The sequence below is a fragment of the Nocardia sp. NPDC127579 genome (genome assembly GCF_042672005.1).
Lineage (GTDB): Bacteria > Actinomycetota > Actinomycetes > Mycobacteriales > Mycobacteriaceae > Nocardia.
The window spans coordinates 935,985-959,295 of sequence record NZ_JBHXVZ010000001.1; the positions used below are offsets into that span (position 1 = coordinate 935,985).

At 67.2% G+C, this 23,311-nt stretch carries 28 protein-coding genes; 14 read left to right on the forward strand and 14 right to left on the reverse strand.

Annotation, left to right across the window (positions count from 1 at the left end; translation table 11 throughout):
- Positions 1-26: 26 nt before the first annotated feature.
- The 4 genes from ACFVMC_RS03785 to ACFVMC_RS03800 all read left to right on the forward strand — a co-directional run bounded on the left by ACFVMC_RS03785 (position 27) and on the right by ACFVMC_RS03800 (position 3,121).
- The gene (locus ACFVMC_RS03785; RefSeq protein WP_379206565.1) at positions 27-1,217 is read left to right on the forward strand and encodes an acyl-CoA dehydrogenase family protein; all 1,191 of its coding nucleotides are present in this window, start codon (positions 27-29) and stop codon (positions 1,215-1,217) included.
- A gap of 1 nt (position 1,218) precedes the next feature.
- Entirely contained in the window at positions 1,219-2,013 is a 795-nt protein-coding gene (locus ACFVMC_RS03790; RefSeq protein ID WP_379206567.1) for an SDR family oxidoreductase, read from the forward strand.
- Positions 2,014-2,264: 251 nt separating this feature from the next.
- Complete coding sequence (locus ACFVMC_RS03795) at positions 2,265-2,900, forward strand: hypothetical protein (RefSeq protein WP_379206568.1); 636 nt, start codon at positions 2,265-2,267, stop codon at positions 2,898-2,900.
- 38 nt (positions 2,901-2,938) lie between these two features.
- On the forward strand, positions 2,939-3,121 hold the full coding sequence (locus ACFVMC_RS03800; RefSeq protein WP_379206570.1) for a DUF427 domain-containing protein: 183 nt from the start codon (positions 2,939-2,941) through the stop codon (positions 3,119-3,121).
- Here the strand turns inward: ACFVMC_RS03800 and ACFVMC_RS03805 are convergent.
- Positions 3,088-3,330 carry a hypothetical protein gene (locus ACFVMC_RS03805; protein ID WP_379206572.1) on the reverse strand — a complete coding sequence of 81 codons (243 nt, stop codon included), beginning with the start codon at positions 3,328-3,330 and terminating at the stop codon, positions 3,088-3,090. The genes ACFVMC_RS03800 and ACFVMC_RS03805 overlap by 34 nt on opposite strands.
- 92 nt (positions 3,331-3,422) lie before the next feature.
- On the opposite strand from ACFVMC_RS03805, the gene ACFVMC_RS03810 reads away from it, so the two are divergent.
- Positions 3,423-3,953: a hypothetical protein gene (locus ACFVMC_RS03810; RefSeq protein WP_379206574.1), complete on the forward strand. Its 531-nt coding sequence runs from the start codon at positions 3,423-3,425 to the stop codon at positions 3,951-3,953.
- On the opposite strand, the gene ACFVMC_RS03815 is transcribed toward ACFVMC_RS03810, so the two are convergent.
- The 3 genes from ACFVMC_RS03815 to ACFVMC_RS03825 form a co-directional block, all read right to left on the reverse strand.
- Positions 3,945-5,093 (reverse strand): alpha/beta hydrolase family protein, encoded by a 1,149-nt coding sequence (locus ACFVMC_RS03815; protein WP_379206575.1) that lies wholly within the window; start codon positions 5,091-5,093, stop codon positions 3,945-3,947. The two genes, ACFVMC_RS03810 and ACFVMC_RS03815, sit on opposite strands and share 9 nt — an antisense overlap.
- A 115-nt stretch (positions 5,094-5,208) precedes the next feature.
- The gene (locus tag ACFVMC_RS03820; RefSeq protein ID WP_379206576.1) at positions 5,209-5,538 is read right to left on the reverse strand and encodes a hypothetical protein; all 330 of its coding nucleotides are present in this window, start codon (positions 5,536-5,538) and stop codon (positions 5,209-5,211) included.
- Complete coding sequence (locus tag ACFVMC_RS03825; RefSeq protein ID WP_379206578.1) at positions 5,538-6,743, reverse strand: Rieske 2Fe-2S domain-containing protein; 1,206 nt, start codon at positions 6,741-6,743, stop codon at positions 5,538-5,540. Before ACFVMC_RS03825 ends, ACFVMC_RS03820 begins: the two co-directional genes overlap by 1 nt.
- Positions 6,744-6,970: 227 nt before the next feature.
- Between ACFVMC_RS03825 and hsaA the strand changes: the two genes are divergently transcribed.
- From hsaA to ACFVMC_RS03850, 5 genes are all read left to right on the forward strand, one after another.
- Complete coding sequence (hsaA, locus tag ACFVMC_RS03830; protein WP_379206580.1) at positions 6,971-8,140, forward strand: 3-hydroxy-9,10-secoandrosta-1,3,5(10)-triene-9,17-dione monooxygenase oxygenase subunit; 1,170 nt, start codon at positions 6,971-6,973, stop codon at positions 8,138-8,140.
- Between the two features lie 11 nt (positions 8,141-8,151).
- Positions 8,152-9,033, forward strand: a complete 882-nt coding sequence (gene hsaD, locus ACFVMC_RS03835) for a 4,5:9,10-diseco-3-hydroxy-5,9,17-trioxoandrosta-1(10),2-diene-4-oate hydrolase (protein ID WP_379206582.1) — start codon at positions 8,152-8,154, stop codon at positions 9,031-9,033.
- Between the two features lies 1 nt (position 9,034).
- A complete protein-coding gene (gene hsaC / locus ACFVMC_RS03840) occupies positions 9,035-9,997 on the forward strand; it encodes an iron-dependent extradiol dioxygenase HsaC (protein WP_379206584.1) in 963 nt (320 codons plus the stop codon).
- On the forward strand, positions 9,994-10,572 hold the full coding sequence (gene hsaB, locus ACFVMC_RS03845; protein ID WP_379206586.1) for a 3-hydroxy-9,10-secoandrosta-1,3,5(10)-triene-9,17-dione monooxygenase reductase subunit: 579 nt from the start codon (positions 9,994-9,996) through the stop codon (positions 10,570-10,572). The genes hsaC and hsaB overlap by 4 nt, the downstream gene beginning before the upstream one ends.
- Positions 10,573-10,690: 118 nt before the next feature.
- Positions 10,691-11,059, forward strand: coding sequence for a YdeI family protein (locus ACFVMC_RS03850; RefSeq protein WP_379206588.1), 369 nt, complete (start codon positions 10,691-10,693; stop codon positions 11,057-11,059).
- Here the strand turns inward: ACFVMC_RS03850 and ACFVMC_RS03855 are convergent.
- The 6 genes from ACFVMC_RS03855 to ACFVMC_RS03880 form a co-directional block, all read right to left on the reverse strand.
- Positions 11,056-11,487 carry a PIN domain nuclease gene (locus ACFVMC_RS03855; protein WP_379206590.1) on the reverse strand — a complete coding sequence of 144 codons (432 nt, stop codon included), beginning with the start codon at positions 11,485-11,487 and terminating at the stop codon, positions 11,056-11,058. The genes ACFVMC_RS03850 and ACFVMC_RS03855 overlap by 4 nt on opposite strands.
- Entirely contained in the window at positions 11,484-11,699 is a 216-nt protein-coding gene (locus ACFVMC_RS03860; protein WP_379206592.1) for a type II toxin-antitoxin system VapB family antitoxin, read from the reverse strand. The genes ACFVMC_RS03855 and ACFVMC_RS03860 overlap by 4 nt, the downstream gene beginning before the upstream one ends.
- 200 nt (positions 11,700-11,899) lie before the next feature.
- Complete coding sequence (gene dmpG / locus ACFVMC_RS03865; RefSeq protein ID WP_379206594.1) at positions 11,900-12,946, reverse strand: 4-hydroxy-2-oxovalerate aldolase; 1,047 nt, start codon at positions 12,944-12,946, stop codon at positions 11,900-11,902.
- 12 nt (positions 12,947-12,958) lie between these two features.
- Positions 12,959-13,900 carry an acetaldehyde dehydrogenase (acetylating) gene (locus ACFVMC_RS03870; protein ID WP_379206596.1) on the reverse strand — a complete coding sequence of 314 codons (942 nt, stop codon included), beginning with the start codon at positions 13,898-13,900 and terminating at the stop codon, positions 12,959-12,961.
- Positions 13,901-13,929: 29 nt separating this feature from the next.
- Positions 13,930-14,715: a 2-keto-4-pentenoate hydratase gene (locus ACFVMC_RS03875; protein WP_379206598.1), complete on the reverse strand. Its 786-nt coding sequence runs from the start codon at positions 14,713-14,715 to the stop codon at positions 13,930-13,932.
- Between the two features lies 1 nt (position 14,716).
- On the reverse strand, positions 14,717-16,324 hold the full coding sequence (locus ACFVMC_RS03880) for an FAD-binding protein (RefSeq protein WP_379206600.1): 1,608 nt from the start codon (positions 16,322-16,324) through the stop codon (positions 14,717-14,719).
- Between the two features lie 104 nt (positions 16,325-16,428).
- Here ACFVMC_RS03880 and kstD point away from each other — a divergent pair, with 104 nt between their 5' ends.
- Together kstD and ACFVMC_RS03890 are read left to right on the forward strand one after the other, a co-directional pair.
- Positions 16,429-18,111 (forward strand): 3-oxosteroid 1-dehydrogenase, encoded by a 1,683-nt coding sequence (kstD, locus tag ACFVMC_RS03885; RefSeq protein WP_379206602.1) that lies wholly within the window; start codon positions 16,429-16,431, stop codon positions 18,109-18,111.
- A gap of 29 nt (positions 18,112-18,140) precedes the next feature.
- Positions 18,141-19,001: a MaoC/PaaZ C-terminal domain-containing protein gene (locus ACFVMC_RS03890; protein ID WP_379206604.1), complete on the forward strand. Its 861-nt coding sequence runs from the start codon at positions 18,141-18,143 to the stop codon at positions 18,999-19,001.
- A 54-nt stretch (positions 19,002-19,055) separates the two neighbouring features.
- Here the strand turns inward: ACFVMC_RS03890 and ACFVMC_RS03895 are convergent, their stop codons facing one another.
- Positions 19,056-19,838 carry a hypothetical protein gene (locus ACFVMC_RS03895; RefSeq protein WP_379206606.1) on the reverse strand — a complete coding sequence of 261 codons (783 nt, stop codon included), beginning with the start codon at positions 19,836-19,838 and terminating at the stop codon, positions 19,056-19,058.
- Between the two features lie 138 nt (positions 19,839-19,976).
- On the opposite strand from ACFVMC_RS03895, the gene ACFVMC_RS03900 reads away from it, so the two are divergent.
- The gene (locus ACFVMC_RS03900) at positions 19,977-20,333 is read left to right on the forward strand and encodes a type II toxin-antitoxin system RelE/ParE family toxin (RefSeq protein ID WP_379206608.1); all 357 of its coding nucleotides are present in this window, start codon (positions 19,977-19,979) and stop codon (positions 20,331-20,333) included.
- Positions 20,320-20,613 (forward strand): helix-turn-helix domain-containing protein, encoded by a 294-nt coding sequence (locus ACFVMC_RS03905; RefSeq protein ID WP_379206610.1) that lies wholly within the window; start codon positions 20,320-20,322, stop codon positions 20,611-20,613. The genes ACFVMC_RS03900 and ACFVMC_RS03905 overlap by 14 nt, the downstream gene beginning before the upstream one ends.
- Before the next feature lie 3 nt (positions 20,614-20,616).
- On the opposite strand, the gene ACFVMC_RS03910 is transcribed toward ACFVMC_RS03905, so the two are convergent.
- From ACFVMC_RS03910 to ACFVMC_RS03920, 3 genes are read right to left on the reverse strand one after another with little or no spacing between them, the layout of a single operon-like run.
- The gene (locus tag ACFVMC_RS03910) at positions 20,617-21,048 is read right to left on the reverse strand and encodes a hypothetical protein (protein WP_379206612.1); all 432 of its coding nucleotides are present in this window, start codon (positions 21,046-21,048) and stop codon (positions 20,617-20,619) included.
- Positions 21,045-22,319: a DUF58 domain-containing protein gene (locus ACFVMC_RS03915; RefSeq protein WP_379206614.1), complete on the reverse strand. Its 1,275-nt coding sequence runs from the start codon at positions 22,317-22,319 to the stop codon at positions 21,045-21,047. Before ACFVMC_RS03915 ends, ACFVMC_RS03910 begins: the two co-directional genes overlap by 4 nt.
- Positions 22,316-23,311 carry an AAA family ATPase gene (locus tag ACFVMC_RS03920; protein ID WP_379207800.1) on the reverse strand — a complete coding sequence of 332 codons (996 nt, stop codon included), beginning with the start codon at positions 23,309-23,311 and terminating at the stop codon, positions 22,316-22,318. Before ACFVMC_RS03920 ends, ACFVMC_RS03915 begins: the two co-directional genes overlap by 4 nt.

Consider the following 23,311-nt stretch of genomic DNA (forward strand, 5'->3'; position numbering starts at 1 on the left):
AGTGCTTGGTAGGTTATCCTACCGTCGTGGTTGCGATCCAGACCTCAGATTCCAGTACCGCCGCACAGGATGCGGCCTTTTCCGCCGAAGTGCGGGAGTGGCTGGAGGAGAACCTCAATGGCGAATTCCGCGCACTGCGCGGACTCGGCGGTCCCGGCCGCGAGCACGAGGCGTTCGACGAACGCCTCGAATGGGACCGGCACCTGGCCGCGGCCGGGTGGACCTGCCTGGGCTGGCCCGAGGAATACGGCGGCCGCGACGCCACCGTGCGCCAGCAGGTGATCTTCCACGAGGAGTACGCCAAGGCCAACGCCCCCGCGCGGGTCTCGCACGTCGGCGAGGAACTCCTCGGTCCCACCGTGCTGGCCTTCGGCACCCAGGCGCAGAAGGACCGGTTCCTGCCCGGCGTCCGCAATGTCACCGAACTGTGGTGCCAGGGCTACTCCGAACCCGGCGCGGGCTCGGACCTGGCGGCCGTCAGCACCTCGGCGCACCTGGACGGGGACGAGTGGTCGATCAACGGCCAGAAGATCTGGACCTCGCTGGCCCACGTGGCCGACTGGTGCTTCGTCATCGCGCGCACCGAAAAGGGATCGGTCCGGCACAAGGGCCTGTCCTATCTGCTGGTCCCGATGAACCAGCCGGGTATCGAGGTGCGCCCGATCATCCAGCTCACCGGCACTTCGGAATTCAACGAGGTCTTCTTCGACAATGCCCGCACCGCCGCCGATCTGGTGATCGGCGCGCCCGGCGAGGGCTGGCGGATCGCCATGGGCACGCTGGCCTTCGAGCGCGGCGTCTCCACCCTCGGCCAGCAGATCCGGTTCGCCCGTGAACTCGCCGATGTCGAGGCGCTGGCCCGGCGCACGGGCGCGGCCGAGGACCCGCTGATCGCCGACCGGATCGACCGGGCCTGGGTGGGCCTGCGGGTCATGCGCGCGCACGCCATCCGCACCATGGCCAGCGCCGAGGTCGACGACAGCGGCCAGGCCTCGGTCTCGAAACTGCTGTGGGCCAACTGGCATCGCGGGCTCGGCGAACTCGCCATGGACGTGCTCGGGGCGCAGGGCCTGATCGCCGATGACAACGACGATTTGAACGAATGGCAGCGGATGTATCTGTTCACCCGCGCCGACACGATCTACGGAGGTTCGAACGAAGTGCAGCGCAACATCATCTCCGAGCGCGTGCTCGGACTGCCCCGAGAGGCGCGTTGACATGCCTGATCTTTCTGTTGCGCCGCAGCCGGTTTCCGGTCACGGGCTGCTGACCGGACGCGTCGCTGTCATCACCGCCGCCGCGGGTACCGGTATCGGATCGGCCACCGCGCGCCGGCTGTTGGCCGAAGGCGCCGACGTGGTGGTCTCGGACTGGCACGAGCGGCGGCTCGCCGAAACCGAAGTCGAACTGAAGGGCGAGTTCCCGGAGCGCCGGGTCGCGGCCATCGCGTGCGACGTGCAGAGCACCGAGCAGGTGAACGCGCTGGTGCGCGGTGCGGCCGCGGCACTGGGCCGGGTCGACATCATGGTCAACAACGCCGGGCTCGGCGGTGAGACCCCGGTCGTGGACATGACCGACGAACAGTGGGACCGCGTCCTCGACATCACGCTCAACGGCACCTTCCGCTGCACCCGGGCCGCGCTGACCTATTTCCGTGAGGCCGGGCACGGCGGTGTGATCGTGAACAACGCGAGTGTGCTGGGCTGGCGGGCGCAATACGGTCAAGCCCACTATGCAGCCGCCAAGGCCGGTGTCATGGCGCTGACCCGATGCAGTGCCGTGGAAGCCGCCGAATTGGGCGTTCGAATCAACGCGGTCGCACCGAGCATCGCCCGGCACGCATTCCTCGACAAGGTGTCTTCCACCGAACTCCTGGACACCCTGTCCGAACGCGAAGCCTTCGGCCGGGCCGCCGAACCGTGGGAGGTGGCGGCCACCATCGCCATGCTCGCCAGCGATTACACCACCTACCTGACCGGTGAAGTGGTGTCGATCAGCAGCCAGCGCGCCTGATTCCAGAGCGGTTGCTCGGCGGGCCGGGCGAGGACGGCGGCTGCGCCATCCACCCTCGCCCGCCGCGCCCGCTGTCTGTCGTCCGGCCGTCGCGAAGCACCGCCGCGCAAGAATGCGAACGCCGGTCTACATCCGCTATTTGCGCAGCGTACGGGCATCGGCCCAGCCGAAAAACCATTGCGTGCGGAGCCGTTTCGTGTGCCATGCTGGGGATGAACGGATCCCGCAAACTCCCGTGAGGGGCGATGGCTATGGGCCTGGATCGCCCAAATGCCCGCGAACAACTGGAACTCGATTTGGTACGCGAAGTCGTGCTGGCCAGGCGAAGACTGGACAGCATGGTGCTCGCCGCGCTGACCCTCGGCGCCGAACTCATGAACCATCGTCGCGAGGGCAGCACCGCCACGCGAACCGTGCAGATCCTCGCGGAGTACGGCCTCGATCAACCCGCCGCCGAACAGGATCGGCGACGGCAGCGCCAGACCGATCTGATGCGCGAGGTGCGCGCCGATCTGCTCGAGGTGCTGCGCCGCTGCCGGCAGTACCGCTACGACCGCGGCGCCGTCGACGACGAGATCGCCCGAGGGTTGTGTGCCGCGACCGACAAACTGGTGATCGGCGCCGATATGGACACCTATCAGGCGTGGCAGCGCGGGATGGTACTCAAACTCGTCGAAGAGCCGACGCCGCACGGTCCGCCGCGCGTCATGGCGACCGTCGACGCCGGCCCCGGGCGCGGCCCGCTCACCGTCGAATGGGACACGCCCGAACGGAGATTGGCGCTGGTAGCACGCCTGGCCCGCGCGGGTATCGCGCCGATGGTCATCTGCGATCGGCTCCTCGCCGACCTGTCGGTGTCCTCACCGCTGCGCTACTCCTATCGCTGAATCGGCGCCGCACCGCGCCCGGCGTACCGTCGGGCGGTATGAGCGATCCGGACGTGAAGGTCGTGCCCTGCGCCGAACGGGTGTGGGTCCTGCTGCACGGACATCTGGTGGCCGACAGCCGGAGCGCGATGCTGGTGTGGGAACACCCGTACTATCCGACCTACTATCTGCCCGCCCTATCCGGCAATCAGGTGCGCAACCAGCGGCGGCGGCGCGGATAGCGGCGGTAGACCTCGGCGACTACGCGGGAACCCAGGGAATCGGTCACATGAAAGCAGTCGCCGCCGAGTTCGGTGGCGGCGCGGGCGATTTCGGCGATCGCGCCGTGGAAGTCGCCGGCGCCCATCGGGGTGAGCCGCATTTCGACCGCGCCGATGTGGGCGAATCCCGTCTCGGGAGGTCGGTCGAGTTCTTCCGCGAGGCCACGCATGGCTCCACTGTCGGCTCGGACCGGGCGGCTCGTCAAGGCCTATACTGCTAGGACGACCTGCGACCGAAGAGCCTCCCTCGAAGGAGGGCACCATGGCCGATCCGACGCACACCAAGGTTTGCCTGACCTGCCGCGAATATCCGGATCCCGCGCTGGCGGTGTTCCTGGCGCCCGAACCGCTGGTTCGCGGCGGTTGCATCCTGCACTTCGTGGAGCAGGTTCCGATCGGAGCCGCCGGGCCCCGGCCGTTGACCTCCGACCTCGCGGGGCTCATGCAGTCCCAGGTCGATCCGGCCAGTTCCGTGCACGCCGAATTCCACGCCTTCACCACCCGCCTGGCCGATGCCGCCCGGGCCCGCACGGTCCTGCACGATCACCTGATCACCGACCCGGAGCCGCTCGGCCTGGACCCGGCCGACACCGATGAACTGACCCGCCTGGCCGCCCTCCCCGAGCATCCCATCGGGCCCCGCCGCGTCGACGACTTCCAGGACCACGCGGTCCGTGCCGCCATGCTCGCCGTCTACCGCCACTTCGAGGTGGATCAGCGCATCCCGCTGCTGTACCACGGCTATGCCGATCCCAGCACCGGCTGGTTCGCCCTGCGCGCCGGGTCAGCGTAAGACCGTGAACTCCGGATCAGCGGGCCGGTCGAGGATATCGGCCGGACGATCCCGCAGGAATCGGTCGAACATGGCCGCTACATATGTTCGAGTCAGGTCGTAGGCTCGAGCGCCGGCGATCGGCCCGATATAGGTGCTGGCGGCCGGTCGGGCGACGTCGGGGACCAGCAGGGGCATATCGGTGTAGTCGTAGTGCGCAGAATCCCGCATGGTCAGGTGCCGCCGCCAACCGGTTCCGCGCTGCCAGAACGCATTCAGCGACGGATTCGCGTCACCGACAGCTTCGGCCTGCGCACTGGTCAGCACCAGCACCGGCCGATCGCTGCCTTCGGTGACCGAACGGCCGAATTCCGCGTCGATCCCGAGTTGACCGTCGAGGTCTACGGCGGCGTCGATCCGCCGGTCGCCGTGCATCGACTCGACCGCCAGGTAGCCACCCAGCGAGTGCCCCACGGCCCCGATGTGTTCCAGATCCAAGGCACGATCCAGACCCGCGGGCAGGGCTCGCTGTCCGGTGTCCGGGTTCCTCCCGGAGGCCAGCTGGGCGACCGAGTCCAGCACGAACCGCATGTCGGCCAGGCGCGCGGCCAGATACCGCTGACGAACCTCCTGGTCGAACGCGGGGAAGGGCACGTGCTGAACGATTCTCCCGCCGGGAAACTCCACAGCGGGGCTCTCGTAGGTGTGATCCATCGTGACCACCACATAGCCGCGGCTCGCCAGATCCTCGGCCAGGCCGTTGGCCCAGATCCGCGAGACACCGGCGCCCGGCGAATAGAACACCACCGGATAGGTCCCGCTGGGGTGTGCGGGCGCTCCGGTGTGCGCGTTGGTCAGCACGCCGGGTAGCGATACGCCGAAACGCTTTTCCAGATCGGGTATGAGGGCCGAGGAGACGTAGTGCGCCTGCGGATACCGTTCGGCATCGGTGGCCGGATAGAAGACCGACACCATCAGTTCGCGCGAGCGTTCCGGCACGAACGGGTCCGGCCGGTTCGCGTCGGTCAGATGCAGTGCCGTGGTGCCGACGGCGTACACACTGGATGGACGGGGCAGCACGGGCGCGGCACCAGCTGTCGCGGTGTTTCCCGCCAGCAGCGTGAGTGCGAACGCGACCACGAATACCGTTCGGCTGATCAATTTTCCCCCACGCTCCGAGCGACGAATCGACCCGACAGTAGCCGAACTGCCCACCGCTCGCACGCGAAAGGCTCCGTACACCAACGGTTTACGGAGCCTTTCAGCAGCGCGAGCGCTACTTCGGTATCTCGACCACACCCTCGTCGACCGCCCACTGAATCGTGCGCTCGAGATCGGCGCAGGATTCCGGGCGATGCGGATGACTCTGTGTGGGACCGAGTTTCGCGAAGACGGGGCAGCGGTCGGCCGGATCGCCGGTCCACTGCACCGAGGTCTGGTGCGCGGAGTACTTGCGCACCAGGACCTCACTGGCGCAGGTCTGGCATTTCAGCGGCGTCATACCGTCTTCGAGGTAGCGCTGCTTGTCGACCACGGTCTGGGCCCGCACCTCGGCCCGCCGCTCCGGCTGGTCGGCAAAGTCGGGTGCTTTGGCCCACCTGGTCATCAGACACCTGCCTCCGCTTGATCGGCCTGCGCCGCTTCCTCTTCCGCGCGCCGCCGCAGATTCTCCGCGACCTCGGCCTCCCAGGCGATATTCGCCTTGGTGGTGTCGACTTCGAATTCGAAGCGGTCGGTCGACTTCGGGTTCACGTCGGCGAGATCGACATAGAACTGGTCGTACCAGCGGCGCAGCTGGTAGACCGGCCCGTCTTCCTCACAGAGCAGCGGGTTTTCGACCTTGGACTTGTGCTTCCAGATCTCCACGTCGCCGAGGAAGCCGACGTTGATGCCCTCCATCATCTTCTCCGCGAGCTTGGCGCCGCCCGCGTCGTCGAGCCCGGCGGGCTTCTCGGCGGTCAGGCCCCACATGAGCATGAAGGAATCCTGCGTCACCGGGTAGTGGCAGTTGATCAGCATGGTCTTGACCTCGAACCCGCCGTAACTGTTGACCAGCGAGTTGAGCATCCAGGACGGGCCGTAGTAGGACGCCACCGATTCCAGCAGCACCTCGCCGTACTTCTGGGTCCCGACGTCCTGGCGGTTCTTCGATTCCAGGAACTGGGTGGCGACATGGCCTTCGAAGACGTTCTTGAAGAACGTCGGGTAGGCGAAGTGGATGTAGAAGAAGTGGGCCATATCGACCACGTTGTCGATGATCTCGCGGCAGTTCGCGCCCTCGATGAGCATCGTGTTCCACACCCACGGGGTCCAGCGCTCGCCGAGTTGCTCGCTCGGGTTGCCCTCGGCGTCGGTGTAGGCGCCGTCGATGTAGGGGATGGTGATCCCCTCCTGCGGCGGCTTGCCCTCGTGGTCGTTCCAGACGAACAGCTGGCCGTTACGTTCCAGCGTGGTCCAGGAGCGGGTCCGCGCCAGCGGCGGAACTCGCTTGCCGTAGGGGATCGCCGAGCATTTGCCGTTGGCGCCCCAGCGCCAATCGTGGAACGGGCAGGCGATGTCGTCGCCCTTGATCGAGCCCATGCTCAGATCGCCACCCATGTGCCGGCAGTAGCCGTCCAGCACGTGCAGTTCGTTCTTGCTGTCGGCCCAGATCACGAGCTTGGTGCCGAAGGCCTGCACCGAGTGCGGCTTGCCGTCGCGGAACGATTCGGCCAGGCCGAGGCAATGCCAACCCCGCGCATAACGGGTAGGCGCGGAGCCCACATCGAGCTCGCGGACCTTGCCACCGCTCCCCTTGGGGGTTACTGCCATCGCGATTCCTCCTCCTTCTGTACTAGAACACGTTACAAAATGAGCGGCCGCGACGCCAGCGATTGGGTCCACTTCCTGGGCACCTCTATTCAAGCCTAATGCGGGCACCTGTTCTCGACATAAATAGGAACCTGTTCTAGTCTCAAGGGCAAATGACAACCGACCAGGCTGAGTTCACCCACCCCGCCGACTCCGTCGGCCTTCCACCCCGAGGAGCAGGTCCCACAATGACGCAAGAAGTGACCGACAAGGTCGACGCACTGTTGCCCTTCCTGCGCGAGCAGGCGCAAGCGGCCGAGGACCTGCGCCGCATCCCCGACGAGACCATCAAGGCGCTCCAGGGGACCGGGTTCTTCAAGATCGTGCAGCCGAAGCAGTGGGGCGGCTACGCCGCCGACCCGGTGATCTTCTACGACACCGTCCGCAAGATCGCCAGCGCGTGCGGCTCCACCGGCTGGGTGGCGGGCATCCTCGGCATCCACAACTGGCACCTGGCCCTGTTCAGCCAGCAGACCCAGGAAGAGGTGTGGGGCAACGACACCGAGGTCCGCATCTCGTCCTCGTACGCGCCGATGGGTGCGGGCACCGTGGTCGAGGACGGCTCAGGCTACCGGGTCAGCGGCAGCTGGGCGTGGTCGTCCGGCTCCGACCACGCCGACTGGACCTTCGTCGGCGGCCCGGTCATCAAGGACGGCCGCCCGGTCGACTTCGGCAGCTTCCTCATCCCGCGCTCCGACTACCGCATCGACGACGTCTGGAATGTTGTGGGGCTCAAGGGCACCGGCTCCAACACCCTGGTGGTCGAGGACGTCTTCGTGCCGCGGCATCGGTTCCTCAGCTACCGCACCATGAACGAACTGAAATCGCCGGGCCTGGAACAGAACACCGACCCGCTGTACAAGATGCCCTGGGGCACCATCCATCCCAGCACCATCACCACGCCGATCGTGGGCATGGCCTACGGCGCCTACGCCGCGCACGTCGAGCATCAGGGCAAGCGCGTACGCGCCGCCTACGCCGGCGAGAAGGCCAAGGACGATCCGTTCGCCAAGGTCCGGATCGCGGAGGCCTCCAGCGATATCGATGCCGCCTGGCGGCAGGTGCGCGGCAATATCGTCGACGAGTACGCCTACCTGCTGCGCGGCGAGGAGATCCCGGTCGAGCTGCGGCTGGCCGCGCGCCGCGACCAGGTCCGCGCCACCGGCCGCGCCATCGCCTCGATCGACAAGCTGTTCGAAAGCTCCGGCGCCACCGCACTCGCCAATGGCACTCCGCTACAGCGCTTCTGGCGTGACGCGCACGCCGGACGGGTGCACGCCGCCAACGATCCCGAGCGCGCCTACACCATGTTCGGGTCCGGCGAGTTCGGGCTGCCGATCACCGACACCATGTACTAGGAGGGGATTTCGTGACTTCGACGGTGGAACTCACCTACGAGTCGACCTCGCGTTTCGCGCAGGTTCGGCCCGATCTGAAACTGCACTACCACGAAGCCGGTGTCGGCAACGGTCCGACGATCGTGCTGCTGCACGGCGGCGGGCCCGGCGCGTCGTCCTGGTCGAACTTCTCCCGCAATATCCCGGTGCTGGCGCAGAACTACCACGTCATCGCGGTGGATCAGCCCGGGTTCGGCAAGTCCGACAAGCCGGTCGATCACCCGCAGTACTTCTCGCACAGCGCCTCGGCGCTGAAGGACCTGCTCGACCACTTGCAGATCACCGAGCGCGTGCACCTGCTCGGCAACTCGCTGGGCGGCGGCGCGGCCGTGCGGTTCGCGCTCGACTACCCCGACCGCGCCGGCAAGCTCGTGCTGATGGGCCCGGGCGGGCTGAGCGTCAACGTGTTCGGGCCGGACCCGACCGAGGGCGTGAAGAACCTGGCCCGGTTCAACTACGAGCCGACCCGGGCGAATCTGGAAGCGTTCCTGCGGATCATGGTCTTCGACCAGTCGCTGATCACCGACGAACTCATCGACGAGCGGTTCGCCTCGGCGAACACCCCGGAATCGCTGGCGGCGACCCGGGCGATGGGCAAGTCGTTCTCCGGACCGGACTTCGAACTCGGCATGCTCTGGCGTGAGGCCTACAAGCTGCGCCAGCCCGTGCTGCTGATCTGGGGCCGTGAGGATCGGGTCAACCCGCTCGACGGCGCGATCGTGGCGACCAAGATGATCCCGCGGGTGCAACTGCATGTCTTCGGCGGTTGCGGGCACTGGGCCCAGCTGGAAAAGTTCGACGAATTCAACCGTCTGGCTACCGATTTCCTCGCCGGATCGCGCAAAGGGAAGTGATATGACAGCATCGCGAAGCGATTCCTTGGGGGGTGGCGGCCGGGTGACGGGTGGGCGCAGCATTCGCGCACTCGGCTATATGCGCATCCAGGCCACCGATATGGCGGCCTGGCGCGAGTACGGGCTCAAGGTGCTCGGCATGATGGAGGCGCCGGGTCCCGACCCGAACGCCCTCTACCTGCGCATGGACGAATTCCCCGCGCGGCTGGTGATCGTGCCGGGCGAGACCGACCGGCTGCTGGTGTCGGGCTGGGAGGTCAACGACGCACCGCGCCTCCAGGAACTGCGGGAACGCCTCTCCGCGGCGGGTGTGGCCTTCAAGGAGGCCACCAGGGAAGAGCTCGCCGACCGCCGAGTCGAGGGCATGATCCAGTTCGAGGATCCCTCCGGCAATACGCTCGAGGCGTTCCACGGCGCGCAATATGTCGCCCGGCGGTTCGTGAGCCCCTACGGGCACAAGTTCGTCACCGCCGAGCAGGGCCTGGGCCACGTGGTGCTGACCTGCACCGACGATGCCGCCGCGCAGGATTTCTACCAGGGCGTGCTCGGGTTCCGACTGCGTGACTCGATGCGGCTGCCTCCGCAGATGGTGGGCCGGCCCGCCGACGGCGATCCGGCCTGGCTGCGGTTCTACGGCTGCAACCCGCGTCATCACTCGCTGGCGTTCCTGCCGCTGCCGAACCCGACGGGCATCGTGCACCTGATGGTCGAGGTGGAGAACTCCGACGATGTCGGTCTCTGCCTGGATCGCGCGGCGCGCAAGAACGTGAAGATGTCGGCCACGCTCGGACGGCACATCAACGACAAGATGCTGTCGTTCTACATGAAGACGCCGGGCGGGTTCGATATCGAATTCGGTTGTGAGGGACTCGAAGTCGACGACGACCTGTCCTGGATCGCGCGGGAGTCCACCGCGGTGAGCCTGTGGGGTCACGACTTCTCGATCCAGGCCCGCCAGCAATGAGCTCGCCGGAGCAGGTACCGGAGATCGATCCGCGGGCGTTCCGGAATGTGCTGGGGCAGTTCTGCACCGGCATCACCGTGATCACCACCTTCGGTGCGGACCACACGCCGATCGGCTTCGCCTGCCAGTCCTTCGCCGCGCTGTCGCTGGATCCGCCGCTGATCCTGTTCTGCCCCACCAAGGGTTCGCGGTCCTGGGCAGCGATCGAGCAGGCGGGCAAGTTCTGCGTGAACGTGCTCGCCGAGGAACAGCAGGCGGTATGCGCCCGCTTCGGCTCCCGCGAGCCGGACAAGTTCGCCGGAACCTCGTGGCACGCATCCGAATTGGATGTCCCGGTCCTCGACGACTCGCTGGCCACGATCCAGTGCACTGTGGACAGTGTCGTCGACGGCGGCGATCACTACATCGTGATCGGCCGTGTGCGGGCCCTGTCGGAGTCCACCGACTCCGGCAGGCCCCTGCTCTTCTATCGGGGTCAGTACACGGCCATCGAACCGGAGAAGACCACGCCCGCGCCCTGGCGCGCGGATCTGGACCATTTCCTCACGACCACGACGCTGGACACGTGGCTCTGAGGTAGGAACACGCGAACGGCCGGGAGTGCTGAACTCCCGGCCGTTCGTCGTTTCGCGGAAGACAACCGGTGCTTGAAAGTGCTCAATCGGTGAGCACTTTGACCGGCATGCTGGTCTCATGGAACAGCTCGACGGCACACCCGTCATCACCTGCGCCGACGCGGCCGATTGGCACTCCTGGCTGGCCGCCAACCACGCCACCGCCCCCGCCGTCTGGATCCTGATCGCGAAGAAGAACTCCGCGCAGCGCTCCCCCACCATCACCGAAACCCTCGACGGCGCACTCTGTTACGGCTGGATCGATAGCGTCCGCCGCACCCACTCCCCCGACTACTACCTCCAGCGCTACTCCCCCCGCCGCCCCAAAAGCCCCTGGTCGGCCATCAATATCGCCAAAGCCGAGGCCCTCATCGCCACGGGTCGTATGCACGCCTCCGGCCTCGCCGCGATCGAAAAAGCCAAGGCCGACGGCCGCTGGACCGCTTAGCTGGAATGCCCGGGCGAGTGCGAACCCAGCCACTGGAGCGGCTGACCGGTGATGGCCGCGATGCACTCGAAGGCATGGTCGCGGTGCAGCAGCGTCAATCCACGGAGTTCGGCGTTGGCGGCGAGGATCAAGTCGATCGGCCCCGCACTGCGGTGTTGCCCACGAGCGGTCAACTCCCCCTGGACTTCCCAGGCACGATCGTAAGCTCGATCGTCGACCGGTTCCCAGCCGAAGACGATGCGCATCTCATCGATGATCAGTGCGCGATCGGCGGCCGAGCGCGCGCTGTACAAGAACTCGAGTTCGGTGATCGGGCAGACAGCGATCAGTCCGGCCACCGCCGCCTCCTGCCAGGCCAGAGAATCCGCCGTCTTCTTCATGATCGACACCAACGCGCTGGTGTCGATCAAGAACTGGGCCGCGCTCACCGGCGATAGTTCCGCTTGTTCTCCAGCAGTTCTAGATCGAGCGCACCGGACGCCGCCGCATCCTGCAAACGGGTCAACGCCAAGGCTCGCTGCCGGTTCTGCAGAACCTCGCGCAGTGCCGCGTTCACGGTGTCCTTCTTCGTGGCCGTACCCAGTGTCTTGGCAACGGCAGCCACCAATTGGTCATCGAGGTCGATCACGGTCCTGGCCATAACAAACCTCCGAATATATCGCTGCGTATATCAAAAGTATACGACTAGATATCGCGCTACTGTCGAAACAGGCCGCGACCTTCGATAAGGTGCGGCCCGTTACGGTGGCCCCGAATAGGCGGCGGCCCGAAAGTCCTTGGTCGAACTGGGTCGCGACCGGCTGGTTTCCCGTGCCGATCGCGACCGCGAGTGAATGTGGTTCAGGCGGTGGCCTTTTCGCGCTGGAGTTCCAGGGCGATGTCGATGAGCTGGTCTTCCTGGCCGCCGACGAGTTTGCGCTGGCCGGCGCGGACCAGCATTTCGGCGGCGGAGACGCCGTAGCGTTCGGCTTGGCGTTCGGCGTGGCGCAGGAACGAGGAGTAGACGCCGGCGTAGCCCATCATGAGGGCCTGGCGGTCGAGCAGGCATTCGGTGGGCATGGCAGGGCGGACGACATCCTCGGCGGCGTCGGTGACGGCGAAGAAATCGACGCCGGTCTTGATGCCGAGCTTGTCGCAGACACCGATGAACGCCTCCACCGGCAGATTGCCCGCACCCGCGCCGAAACGCCGTGCGCTGCCATCGATCTGGGTGGCGCCCGCGCGCACGGCGTACACCGAGTTGGCGACGGCGAGACCGAGGTTCTCGTGCCCGTGGAACCCGACCTGCGCGTCATCGCCGAGCTCGGCGACCAGCGCCGCGACCCGGTCGGTCACCTGATCGAGCACCAGCGCGCCGGCGGAATCCACCACGTAGACACACTGACAGCCCGCGTCGGCCATGATCCGCGCCTGCTTGGCCAGCTTCTCCGGCGTGGTGCTGTGCGCCATCATCAAGAACCCGACCGTCTCCAGACCGAGCTCCCGGGCGAGCCCGAAATGCTGGATGGACACATCGGCCTCGGTGCAGTGGGTGGCGATCCGGCAGATCGAACCGCCGTTGTCCTGGGAGATCTTGATGTCTTCCTTGACGCCGACACCCGGCAGCATCAGGAACGCGATCTTGGCCTGCTTGGCCGACTCCGCGGCGACCTTGATCAGCTCCTGCTCCGGGGTCTTGGAGAACCCGTAGTTGAACGAGGAGCCGCCGAGGCCGTCACCGTGGGTCACCTCGATCACCGGCACGCCGGAGGCGTCCAGCGCGGTGACGATGTCACGCACCTCGGTGACGGTGAACTGGTGGCGCTTGTGATGCGAACCGTCGCGCAGCGAGGTGTCGGTGACGCGGACATCGAGCTCGCCCGAGTAGGGCTTCAAAAGAGTGGTCATCGGTGAAACTCCTTACACCCGTGCGGCTGTGTTCGATTGGTCGCTCCGCTGCGCTCCGCTCCGGATCTGATCGGCCAATACTTCACCGACGCGGGTGGCGGCGGCGGTCATGATGTCGAGGTTGCCCGCGTACGGCGGCAGGAAGTCGCCCGCGCCCTCGACCTCGACGAAGATCGACACCTTCGCCATGCCGCCGGACACCAGCGACGGCTCGTCGAACTGCGGTTCGTTGAGCAGCCGGTAGCCGGGCACGTACTCCTGGATCGACTTCTCCATGGCGTGAATGGATTCGGCGATGGCGTCGCGGTCCGCGTCCTCGGGAATGGCGCAGAAGATGGTGTCGCGCATGATCATCGGCGGTTCGGCCGGATTCAGGATGATGATCGCCTTGCCGCGCTTGGCGCCGCCGATCGTCTCCACGCCCTTGGAGGTGGTCTTGGTGAACTCGTCGATATTGGCGCGGGTGCCGGGCCCGGCGGACACCGAGGACACCGACGCCACGATCTCGGCGTACTCCACCGGAACGACCCGGGATACGGCCGCCACCATCGGAATGGTGGCCTGGCCGCCGCAGGTGATCATATTGACGTTGGGCGCGTCGGCCAGCGATGCCAGGTTGACCGGCGGGATGACCGCCGGTCCGACGGCGGCCGGGGTGAGGTCGACGGCGCGGATGCCCGCGGCCTCGTACTTGGGCGCGTACTCGCGGTGCACATAGGCCGAGGTCGCCTCGAACAGCAGGTCCGGCTTCTCCGGCAGCGCCAGCAGCCAGTCCGCGCCTTCGGCGGAGGTCTCCAGGCCCAGACCGCGGGCCCGCTTCAGGCCCTCGGAGTCGGGGTCGATGCCGATCATCCAGCGCGGTTCGATGTTCTCCGAACGCAGCAGCTTGTACAGCAGGTCGGTGCTGATATTGCCGGAGCCGACGATGGCCGCGGTGACTTTGTTTCCAGTCACGTCTCTCTCCTAACTCGGTGTGGTCGTTGTCAGCTGAAACGCAGACGGACAGAACCGAGTCCGGCGAACTCGGCATGGAAGCTGTCGCCCGGGTGGGCGTCGATGGCGCGGGTGCAGGAACCCGGCAGCACGATGTCTCCGGCTTTGAGGCGCACACCGAAGGAGGCGACCTTGCGCGCCAGCCAGGCCACCGCGATGACCGGGTCGCCGAGCACGGCATCGCTGCGCCCCTCGGCCACCACCTCGCCGTTCTTGGTGAGCACCGCGTCGATGGCCTTGATGTCGATATCGGCGGGCGCGACCCGCTCCGGGCCGAGCACCCAGCCCGCGGAGGAGGCATTGTCGGAGATGGTGTCGCAGAGACCGATCTTCCAGTCCTTGATCCGCGAATCGATCAGTTCGATGGCGGGCGCGTAGGCGACGGTGGCCGCGAGCACGTCGGCTTCGGTGCAGTCCGCGCCGGGCAGGTCGGCGCCGAGCACGAACCCGACCTCGACCTCGACCCGCGGGAACAGGTAGCGGCTCGCTTCGACCGGCTTGTCCTCGTACACCTCCATGGTGTCGAGCAGGTGACCGTAGTCGGGTTCGTCGACACCCATCATCTGCTGCATGGCCAGCGAGGACAGGCCGACCTTGTGGCCCACCACCTTCGCGCCGCCGGCCAGCTGGCGCCGGATATTGATCAGCTGGATCTCGTAGGCGTCGACCACGTCGATGTCGGTGTGCCGGGCGACGAGCGGATCGATGGCCACCCGATCGCGTTCGGCGACTTCGAGTTCGTCGGCGAGCTGGATTCGTACCGCGTCGGACAGCACGCTAGTTTCCTTCCGCTTGGGGGTTGGCGGCCGCGTGCGCGCCCGCGCGGCGACCGGAGAAGATGCAGTCGGCCAGGGACAGGCCGCTGACGTAGGAATCCGAGCAGATACCGACAGCGGTGCGTCCCGCCGCGAACAAGCCCGGAATATCTTGGCCGGCTTCGGATTTCACCGCGCCGGTGTCTTCGTCGACGACGACGCCGCCGAGGGTGAGCATCGGGCACGGGTTCATCAGACTGGGCTTGATCCCCACATCCAACAACCAGAACGGCCCGCTACGTACGGATTTGGTGAATTCGGCCGGTTTGCCCATCGGGTCGGGCAGGCCCGCGTCGATGGCCGCGTTGTGTTCGTTGACCGTCGCGCGTAACCCGGCCGGATCGATGCCGGCCCTGGCCGCGGCGGCCTCGATGCTGTTCTCCCGGACCGCGGTTCGCCGCAGCGCCTCGAACTGAGCCCGCTGGAACCAGGTGCCCTGATTTCCGATCTGCGAGATGGCGGTGCGCATGAGGTTGTCGTCGGCCAGCAGCCAGCCGCGACCGTCGTGGTCGGCGATCAGCTTGTGGCCCACCGCCGCGCCGTAGCGGGTCTCGTCGATGACGCGGCGGCCCTGCGCGTCGACCAGGACCGAGCCGGTGAAAGCGCTGGGCGGCAGGATGAATCGCCACGCCGAGATATTGCCCATCCGGTCGGTGGCGGCGCCGACCTGCTGCGCCATCCGGATGCCGCTGCCGTCGTCGCCGGTGGTGCCCAGGCACAGGCCGTTGCGGTACTGCGGGCCGTGCTCGGCGACCATGGCACGATTGGCGATGAATCCACCCGCGCTGACGACGACGCCGCGGCGCGCGCGCACCCGAATGGTGGTGCTGTAGCGGCGATCCAGGCGCGCCATCCGGCGCTCCAGGAAGCGCCGCAGCGGCGGATAGTAGATGCCGGGATTGGCCGCGATCTTGGCCAGCCGGGTGTACCGCTCGCGCACCGAGCCGGGCGCGTCGCGCAGCGTGCGGCATTCGGCGCCGATCACCGCGCCGCTGTCGTCGGTGAGCAATCGCGTGACCTGCGTAAGTGTTTCCACGCGCACGCCGCGGCGGGAGGCCGAGGCCGCGAGCGGGCCGGTCAGCATGCGACCGGAGATGCCCTTACCCTTGACTCGATGCCCGCGCTGCGCCGGTTCGGCGACCGCGCGACCGAAACCCGATACCTCGCTGCCGGAGTAGTACAGGTAGTAGCTGTCGTTCGGATAGGAGGTCTTGTAGGGGCACAGCGATGCCTCGAACGGCACGCCGTGGCTCTTCAGCCACTCGATCATGTCGGGGCTCTGCTCCACGAAGCGCCGCAGCGTATCCGGTTTCACGGCGTCGCCGACCTCACGCTCGAGGTAGGCGAGCATCTGCTCCGGGGTGTCCTCGACACCGCCCGCGCGCTGCACCGAGGTGCCGCCGCCGGCGTAGACGATGCCGCCCGAGATCGAGGAGGCGCCGCCGCCGGCGAAGCGCTCCAGCACGAGCACCTGCGCGCCCGCGGCGGTGGCTTCCAGTGCGGCGGCCGCACCGGCGGCTCCGTATCCGACGACGACCACGTCGGCGGTGAGGTCCCATTCGAGGCCCATGTACTAGCTCCGGATCTGAAACTGAAACGAGTTTCTCGGCAAGTGGTACGCCAAGTAGGTCTTCTGCCACTCAACATAGACCAAAGGCGCGTTCATTCTATAACGTGTTCTACATGACTGATCGGGAATACGACGTCGTGGTGGTCGGCAGCGGCGCAGCCGGCATGACCGCCGCGCTCACCGCCGCGCACCACGGGCTCACAGTGGTGATCATCGAGAAGGCCGCGCACTACGGCGGGTCCACGGCCCGCTCCGGCGGCGGCGTCTGGATTCCCGGGAACAAAGCGCTCAAAGCCTCCGGCCGCCCCGACGACCGCGAAGAAGCGCGCACCTACCTGCACAGCATCATCGGCGACGTGGTGCCCAAGGAACGGATCGACACCTACATCGACCGGGGCGCCGAAGCTTTCGACTTCGTCCTCGATCATTCGCCGTTGCAGATGAAATGGGTGCCGGGCTACTCCGACTACTACCCGGAGGCGCCGGGCGGGCTCGGCGCGGGCCGCTCCAGCGAACCCAAACCGTTCAACGCCAAAGTGCTCGGCAAGGAACTCGCCAACCTCGAACCGCCGTACGCCAAGGCGCCGCTGAACGTCGTGGTGATGCAGGCGGATTTCGTCCGCCTCAACCTGATCAAGCGCCACCCCAAGGGCATCGCCCGCGCCCTGCGGGTCGGCGCGCGCACCTACCTGGCCAAATGGACCGGCAAGCACATCCTCGGCATGGGCCAGGCCATCATCGCCGCCATGCGCAAGGGCCTGCTGGACGCGAACGTCCCGGTGCTGCTGAACACCCCGATGACCAAGCTGGTCATGGAGAACGGTGTCGTCACCGGCGTCGAAGCCACCCAGGACGGTGAACCCGTCACCTTCACCGCACGGCTGGGCGTGGTGCTGGGCAGCGGCGGATTCGAGCACAACGCCGAAATGCGCACCAAATACCAGCGCCAGCCGATCACCACCGAGTGGACCACCGGCGCGACCGCCAACACCGGCGACGGCATCGTCGCGGGCATGGAAGCCGGCGCCTCGGTCGACTTCATGGAGGACGCCTGGTGGGGGCCGACCATCTTCAAGGGCGGCAAACCGTGGTTCGCCCTGGCCGAGCGCAACCTGCCCGGCACCATCATGGTCAACGCCGACGGCAAGCGATTCGGTAATGAGTCCGCTCCTTACGTCGAGGCCGTGCACACCATGTACGGCGGCGAATACGGGCAGGGCGCGGGGCCGGGCGAGAACATCCCCGCCTGGCTGGTGTTCGACCAGCGCTACCGCAACCGATACATATTCGCCGGGCTACAGCCGGGCCAGCGGATTCCGTCCCGCTGGATGGAAAACGACTACATCGTCAAGGCCGACTCCCTGGCAGAATTGGCCGCGAAGATCGGGGTGCCCGCCGAGAACCTGGCCGCCACCGTCGACCGGTTCAACGGATTCGCCGCCACCGGCAAGGACGAGGATTTCGGTCGCGGCAACAGCCACTACGACCGGTACTACGGTGACCCGACCGTCAAGCCGAACCCGTGCCTGGCCGCGCTCGTGCAGGGCCCGTTCTACGCGGCCAAGATCGTGCCCGGCGATCTCGGCACCAAGGGCGGCCTGGTCACCGACACCGCCGGTCGGGTGCTGCGCGAGGACAACTCGGTGATCGAGGGCCTCTATGCCTCCGGCAACTGCTCGTCGCCGGTGATGGGGCACACCTATGCGGGGCCCGGCGCCACCATCGGCCCCGCGATCACCTTCGGCTACCTCGCCGTCAAGGACATCGTCGAGCGCAAGCAGGCCTGAGTCATCCCCAAGCATCCCAAGGAGTTTCGATGCCCATCGATCTGAATGCCGCGCTCGGCGCGGAGATCCCCGGCCGCGAATTCGCGTGGTCGGCCGGCGATGTCCAGCACTACAACCTCGCGCTCGGCGCGGGCGCGCGCTGGACCGACCCCGCCGAACTGGCCTACCTGCACGATCAGGAACCGCAGGTGCTGCCGTCGTTCGCGACCGTCGCGCCCAGCTTCCACGAGACCGATCCGCCGAAGGTGAAGTTCACCGGGATCGACATCGATCTGGCGAAGGTGGTGCACGGCAGCCAGGAGATCACCGTGCACCGGCCGATCCCCGCCGCTGGCAAGGCGACCACCGTCGGCCGGGTCACCGATATCTGGGACAAGGGTTCGGCCGCGGTGGTGTGGCGCGAGGACACCGTCACCGGCGCCGACGGCGAGCCGCTGTGGACCGCGCGCTCGTCCATCTTCGCCAAGGGCGAGGGCGGCTTCGGCGGTGACCGCGGACCCAGCACGAAAACCGAACTCCCGGACCGCACACCGGATTTCGACGTGCTGACGCCCACCCTCCCGCAGCAGGCCCTGCTCTACCGCATGTGCGGCGACCGCAACCCGCTGCACTCGGACCCCGCCTTCGCGCGCGCCGCGGGTTTCCCCGACCCCATCCTGCACGGATTGTGCACCTACGGCCTGGTCCTGAAAACCGCCACCGACACGGCGCTGGACTCCGACGCCACCCGCGTCCAGAGCTTCCGCGCCCGCTTCGCCGGCGTCCTCTACCCGGGCGAGACCATCCGCACCCGGATCTGGCGCGGTGCCGGCGAACTCACCATGACCGCCTCGGTGGTCGAACGCGACGACGCCCCGGTCCTGGGCGATGTCGTGCTGCGGTTCAGCTAGCGCCTGCGCACCGGCGGGCCGCGAACGGAACAGTCTCCGTTCGCGGCCTGTCTGCTATTCCGGCAGTCGCACCGGGAACACGAACTGCTCGCCGAAGATGTGCAGCCACAGACGTTCGCAGAAGTAGCCGTGCACGGTCGAACCGAAAGCCGCCTGCCGCAGGCGGACCAGTGCGCGCTCGGGCACTTTCTCGATCAGGTGATTGCGGACCGCGAAGATCGCACCGTAGCTGTGCGTGCCGACCAGATGCTGTTCGGCGAGTTCCGCGATGTCGGGCAGCTCGCACATGTCCAGGAAGTGGGCGCACATGTTGACGCCCTCGGGCAGGCGGTGCAGGTCCCGGTAGCCGCGCCCGATGGCCTCGGCGCCGCTGTCCACCCACTCCAGGGGATTGAACGTGCTGAGCGAGAACAGTTCCGGCCGCACCCGCAGACCGGGCACGATCGATCGTTCCGGGGTCAGCAGAGTTTTCGGCGGATACCCGATCTGCGCTTTCCAGCACCACGACAGCGCCTGCACATCGGACCAATCATCCGATGTGGCAAGCAATTCCAGGAAATCCGGACTGTGCTCGAACGGGTCGCCCTGCGCGAAAACCGTGAATTCCCCGCTACCTGGCCCACTTTCGAGCATGTGCGTCAGATAGGTATCCGATTCCCGCCCCGCGTTACGCAGCGTCACAAAGGTTTCCGCGCGGTCTCGCACCGCCGCCGACACCGGAGCGCCCCCTTTGTCGTAGATATGAACCCGGTAGCTCTCGGGCACATCCAGCACCCAATCCAGCGACTCGGTATACCGAGCGATCACCAGATCATGCTCAGCGGTGATTGCTTCCATCGAACTCCCCTCCTGCAGACAGCAGGTCCGAGGCTACGCGATCCGGCGGCACCCCGCCGCTGCCCACCAACACATTCAACAAAGCCCTGTTATACGAAAACAACATAACTGGCAGCCGAGACATATAGCATCAACGCTATGGGATGGGGTATCGTCGAACTGGAACCCGAGGTGGGCAAATGGCTGAACGGACTGTCGTCGGAGAGGTTCGCTCATGTCGCGTTCTACATCGACCTGCTAGCGACAAACGGCCCACTACTCGGCGAGCCGTACACCCGGCAACTGGACGGAAAGCTGCGGGAATTGCGGTTCTACCTCGACGGACAGGCCGTCCGAGTCAGCTATTGGATCGCTCCGAGGCGACGAATCATCCTGATGACGGTCTTCGCGAAGACACAAATGCGCGAACGTGCCGAGATCGGACGGGCACGTCGAGCGATGCAACGATGCGTGGCGGAGCAACACACAGCCGAGGAGGACGATGACGATGGCTGAAGACTGGGCGGAAATTCGCGGACGCCGGATGGGTGAGCCCGGCGCCAAAGAGGCATACGAGGCGGCGCGTCTTGCTTACGAACTCGGGCGAACGATCCGCCAGATGCGTGAAGAGCGGAGCTGGAGTCAGACGGCGTTGGCCGAGGCAGCAGGGATGACCCAGTCGGCGGTCGCTCGCTTCGAGGCTGGCGGGACGGTGCCGAGCTTGCAAGTGCTGGAGCGCCTTGCTTCTGCACTCGACGCCGATCTCGTTGTCGAAGTCAGGCCGCGGGTGGCGTAGGTGTCAGGTCGGGTTGGGGCGGGGCCTTCGGAACACCAAGGTGACGAGCAGGATTGTCAGGATCGGGGCGGCGAGGGGGGCCCAGGGGAGGTGGAGGGGGAGGTAGGTGGCGGCGGTGGCGGCCGTGGTGCAGAGGACGGCGGCGGCTACCGAAGGGACGGTGGTGGGGACCACGCCGGCGGGGGCGGCGGCGGTGGCGGTGGCGGTGTTGAGCAGGTAGGCGGTGGCTACCAGGCCGGTGGCGGCCGCGGTCAGGACGGTGGGGTCGGCGAAGGCGAGCACGGCGGCGGCCAGCAGGACAGCGGCTACGGCGGACGGGCGATACCACCAGCCGGCCGCGACCAGGAGCGCGGCGGGGATGGCGGCCCAGGGAACCATCAGGGCGACCGAGCCGATCAACAGCAGGCCGGACAGGACGGCGAGGAATCTGGTCATCGGCGGACCCGGCTGGTGCGGCGGCGCTCGGGAATCAGGCGCATGACCTGGTCGAGGCGGGCGTCCGCGGGCCAGGCGACGATGTCTACGCCGACCGTGCCCATATCCCGGTACATCGAGGAACGCTCCAATTGCCACATGCGCGAAAGAGTTTCGTCCAGCCCATCCCGAAATGGCGTGCCGCGCAGCACATCCACCACCACGACGACGTGACCGCGTTTGCGCAGATCGATCAGCGCCAGCGCGAACTGGGTGTCCAGCAGCGTGGAGAACGCGATGACGATCGCGCCCAGCGGCACCGCGGCATGCGGGGCCAGCGTGCCGGTGGTGGGTATGTGCTCGTCGCCGACACCGAGCACCGCGTCGACGATCCGATAGAACTGGCGACGGCCGATGTCTGGCCGCAGCCAGCGCGGCTCCCGCCCCAGGCAGACCACGGCGGTGCGATCACCGGCCTGCAGGGTGGACTGCACGACCTGCGCCGCCCCGCGCACCGACAGCTCGAGCGAATCGGTGGCGGGCCCGGGCGCCTGCTCCGAAGTGTCCACCAGCACAACGACATCCGCGGACCGATTGGTCAGCCGCTCGGTGACGTAGAGCCGTCCGCGCCGCGCACTGACCGGCCAGTTCACGGTGCGCAGCTGATCGCCGGGCGCGTAGGCGCGGATATCGGCATACTCCACGCCGGGCCCGTGTTTGCGGGTGAGATGGGTGCCGAGCCGTTCGGGTAGTTCGGTGCGCGGCAGGCCCATCAGCTGCGGATCGGTGATCGGATAGACGTAGAGCTCGCCCGCGGGCAGCACCACGTCGGCGACGGCCAGGCCCGCCGGGCTGAGCGCCGAGACCCGCACCGACGCCGGATAGCGCCCCCACCGATCCGCGGTGAGCGCCAACCGCAGCCCGGCGGGTGCCGCCCCGGAATCACTGGTCTCCTCGACGGCGATGCCCAGTCCGGGCGCGGGCACCGGTTTCAGGCGCAGCAGCGCGTGCCCGGCGTCGACGTACGCGGCGACATCGAGCACTACCTCCTCGGTTTCGAAGCAGCGCAGGGTGCCGCCGCCGTCGATCTGGATCCGGGTGCGCGACTGCTGCCAGGGCGCGCTGGCCAGCACGCCGACCAGCGGGGCCGCGAACACCACCAGCTGCCAGCGGCCCAGCGCCACCGCGCCGAGCAGGGCCGCGCCCGCGCAGATCGCCAGCATGTACACCAGTGGCGCCGGCCGCCACCGCAATTCGGCGTCGATGCTGGCGGCGGCGTCGCGATGTCTCATGTGCTCGCGGACGGGAACGGTGTGGCCGCGCTGGATGCCGCGGCGCGCGGAACGGGCAGGCGGCGCAGCAGTTCGGAGATGACGTCCTCGCCGCGGATGCGCCGCACCCACATCTCCGGCCGCAGGGTGATCCGGTGCGCCATCGCCGGAATGGCCAGCGCTTTCACGTCTTCGGGGACGACGAAGTCCCGGCCGAGCAGCAGGGCTCGCGCCCGTGACATCTGCACCAGATCCAGTTCCGCGCGCGGACTGGCCCCGACCTCGACCTGCGGATGCCCACGGGTGGCGGCGGCCAGGGCGACCACATAGCTGACCACATCCGGGTGGACGGTGACGTATTCGACCGATTGCCGCATCTCCAGCAGCCCGTTGGCGTCGACGACCTGACCGACCTGCGGTGGCAGCGCGCCGCGTTCCAGCCGCCGCCGGATCATCTGGGTCTCGTCCGCCTCGGACAGGTATCCCAGGCGCAGCTGGATGGCGAATCGGTCCAGCTGCGCTTCCGGCAGTGGATAGGTGCCCTCGTATTCGATCGGATTGTCGGTGGCCAGCACGATGAACGGCCGGGGCAGCAGGAAGGTTTCGCCGTCGATGCTGACCTGCCCCTCGGCCATCGCCTCCAGCAGCGCGGCCTGGGTCTTGGGAGGGGTCCGGTTGATCTCGTCGGCGAGCAGCACATTGGTGAACACCGGGCCGCGCCGGAAGTTGAACCGGCCGGAGTTCATGTCGTAGATGGTGGAGCCGAGCAGGTCCGCGGGGAGCAGGTCGGGGGTGAACTGCACCCGGGTGAATTCCAAACCCAGTGCCGCGCTGAAGGATCGGGCGATCAGCGTTTTGCCGAGCCCGGGCAGGTCCTCGATCAGCACGTGCCCGCCGGAGAGCACGGCGATCAGAATGAGCTGCATCTCGTCGCGCTTGCCGACGATGACCCGGGACAGTTCCCGGAGGATCGCCTCGCTGCGCTGGACCGTCAGATCCATCGGCATCGTCAT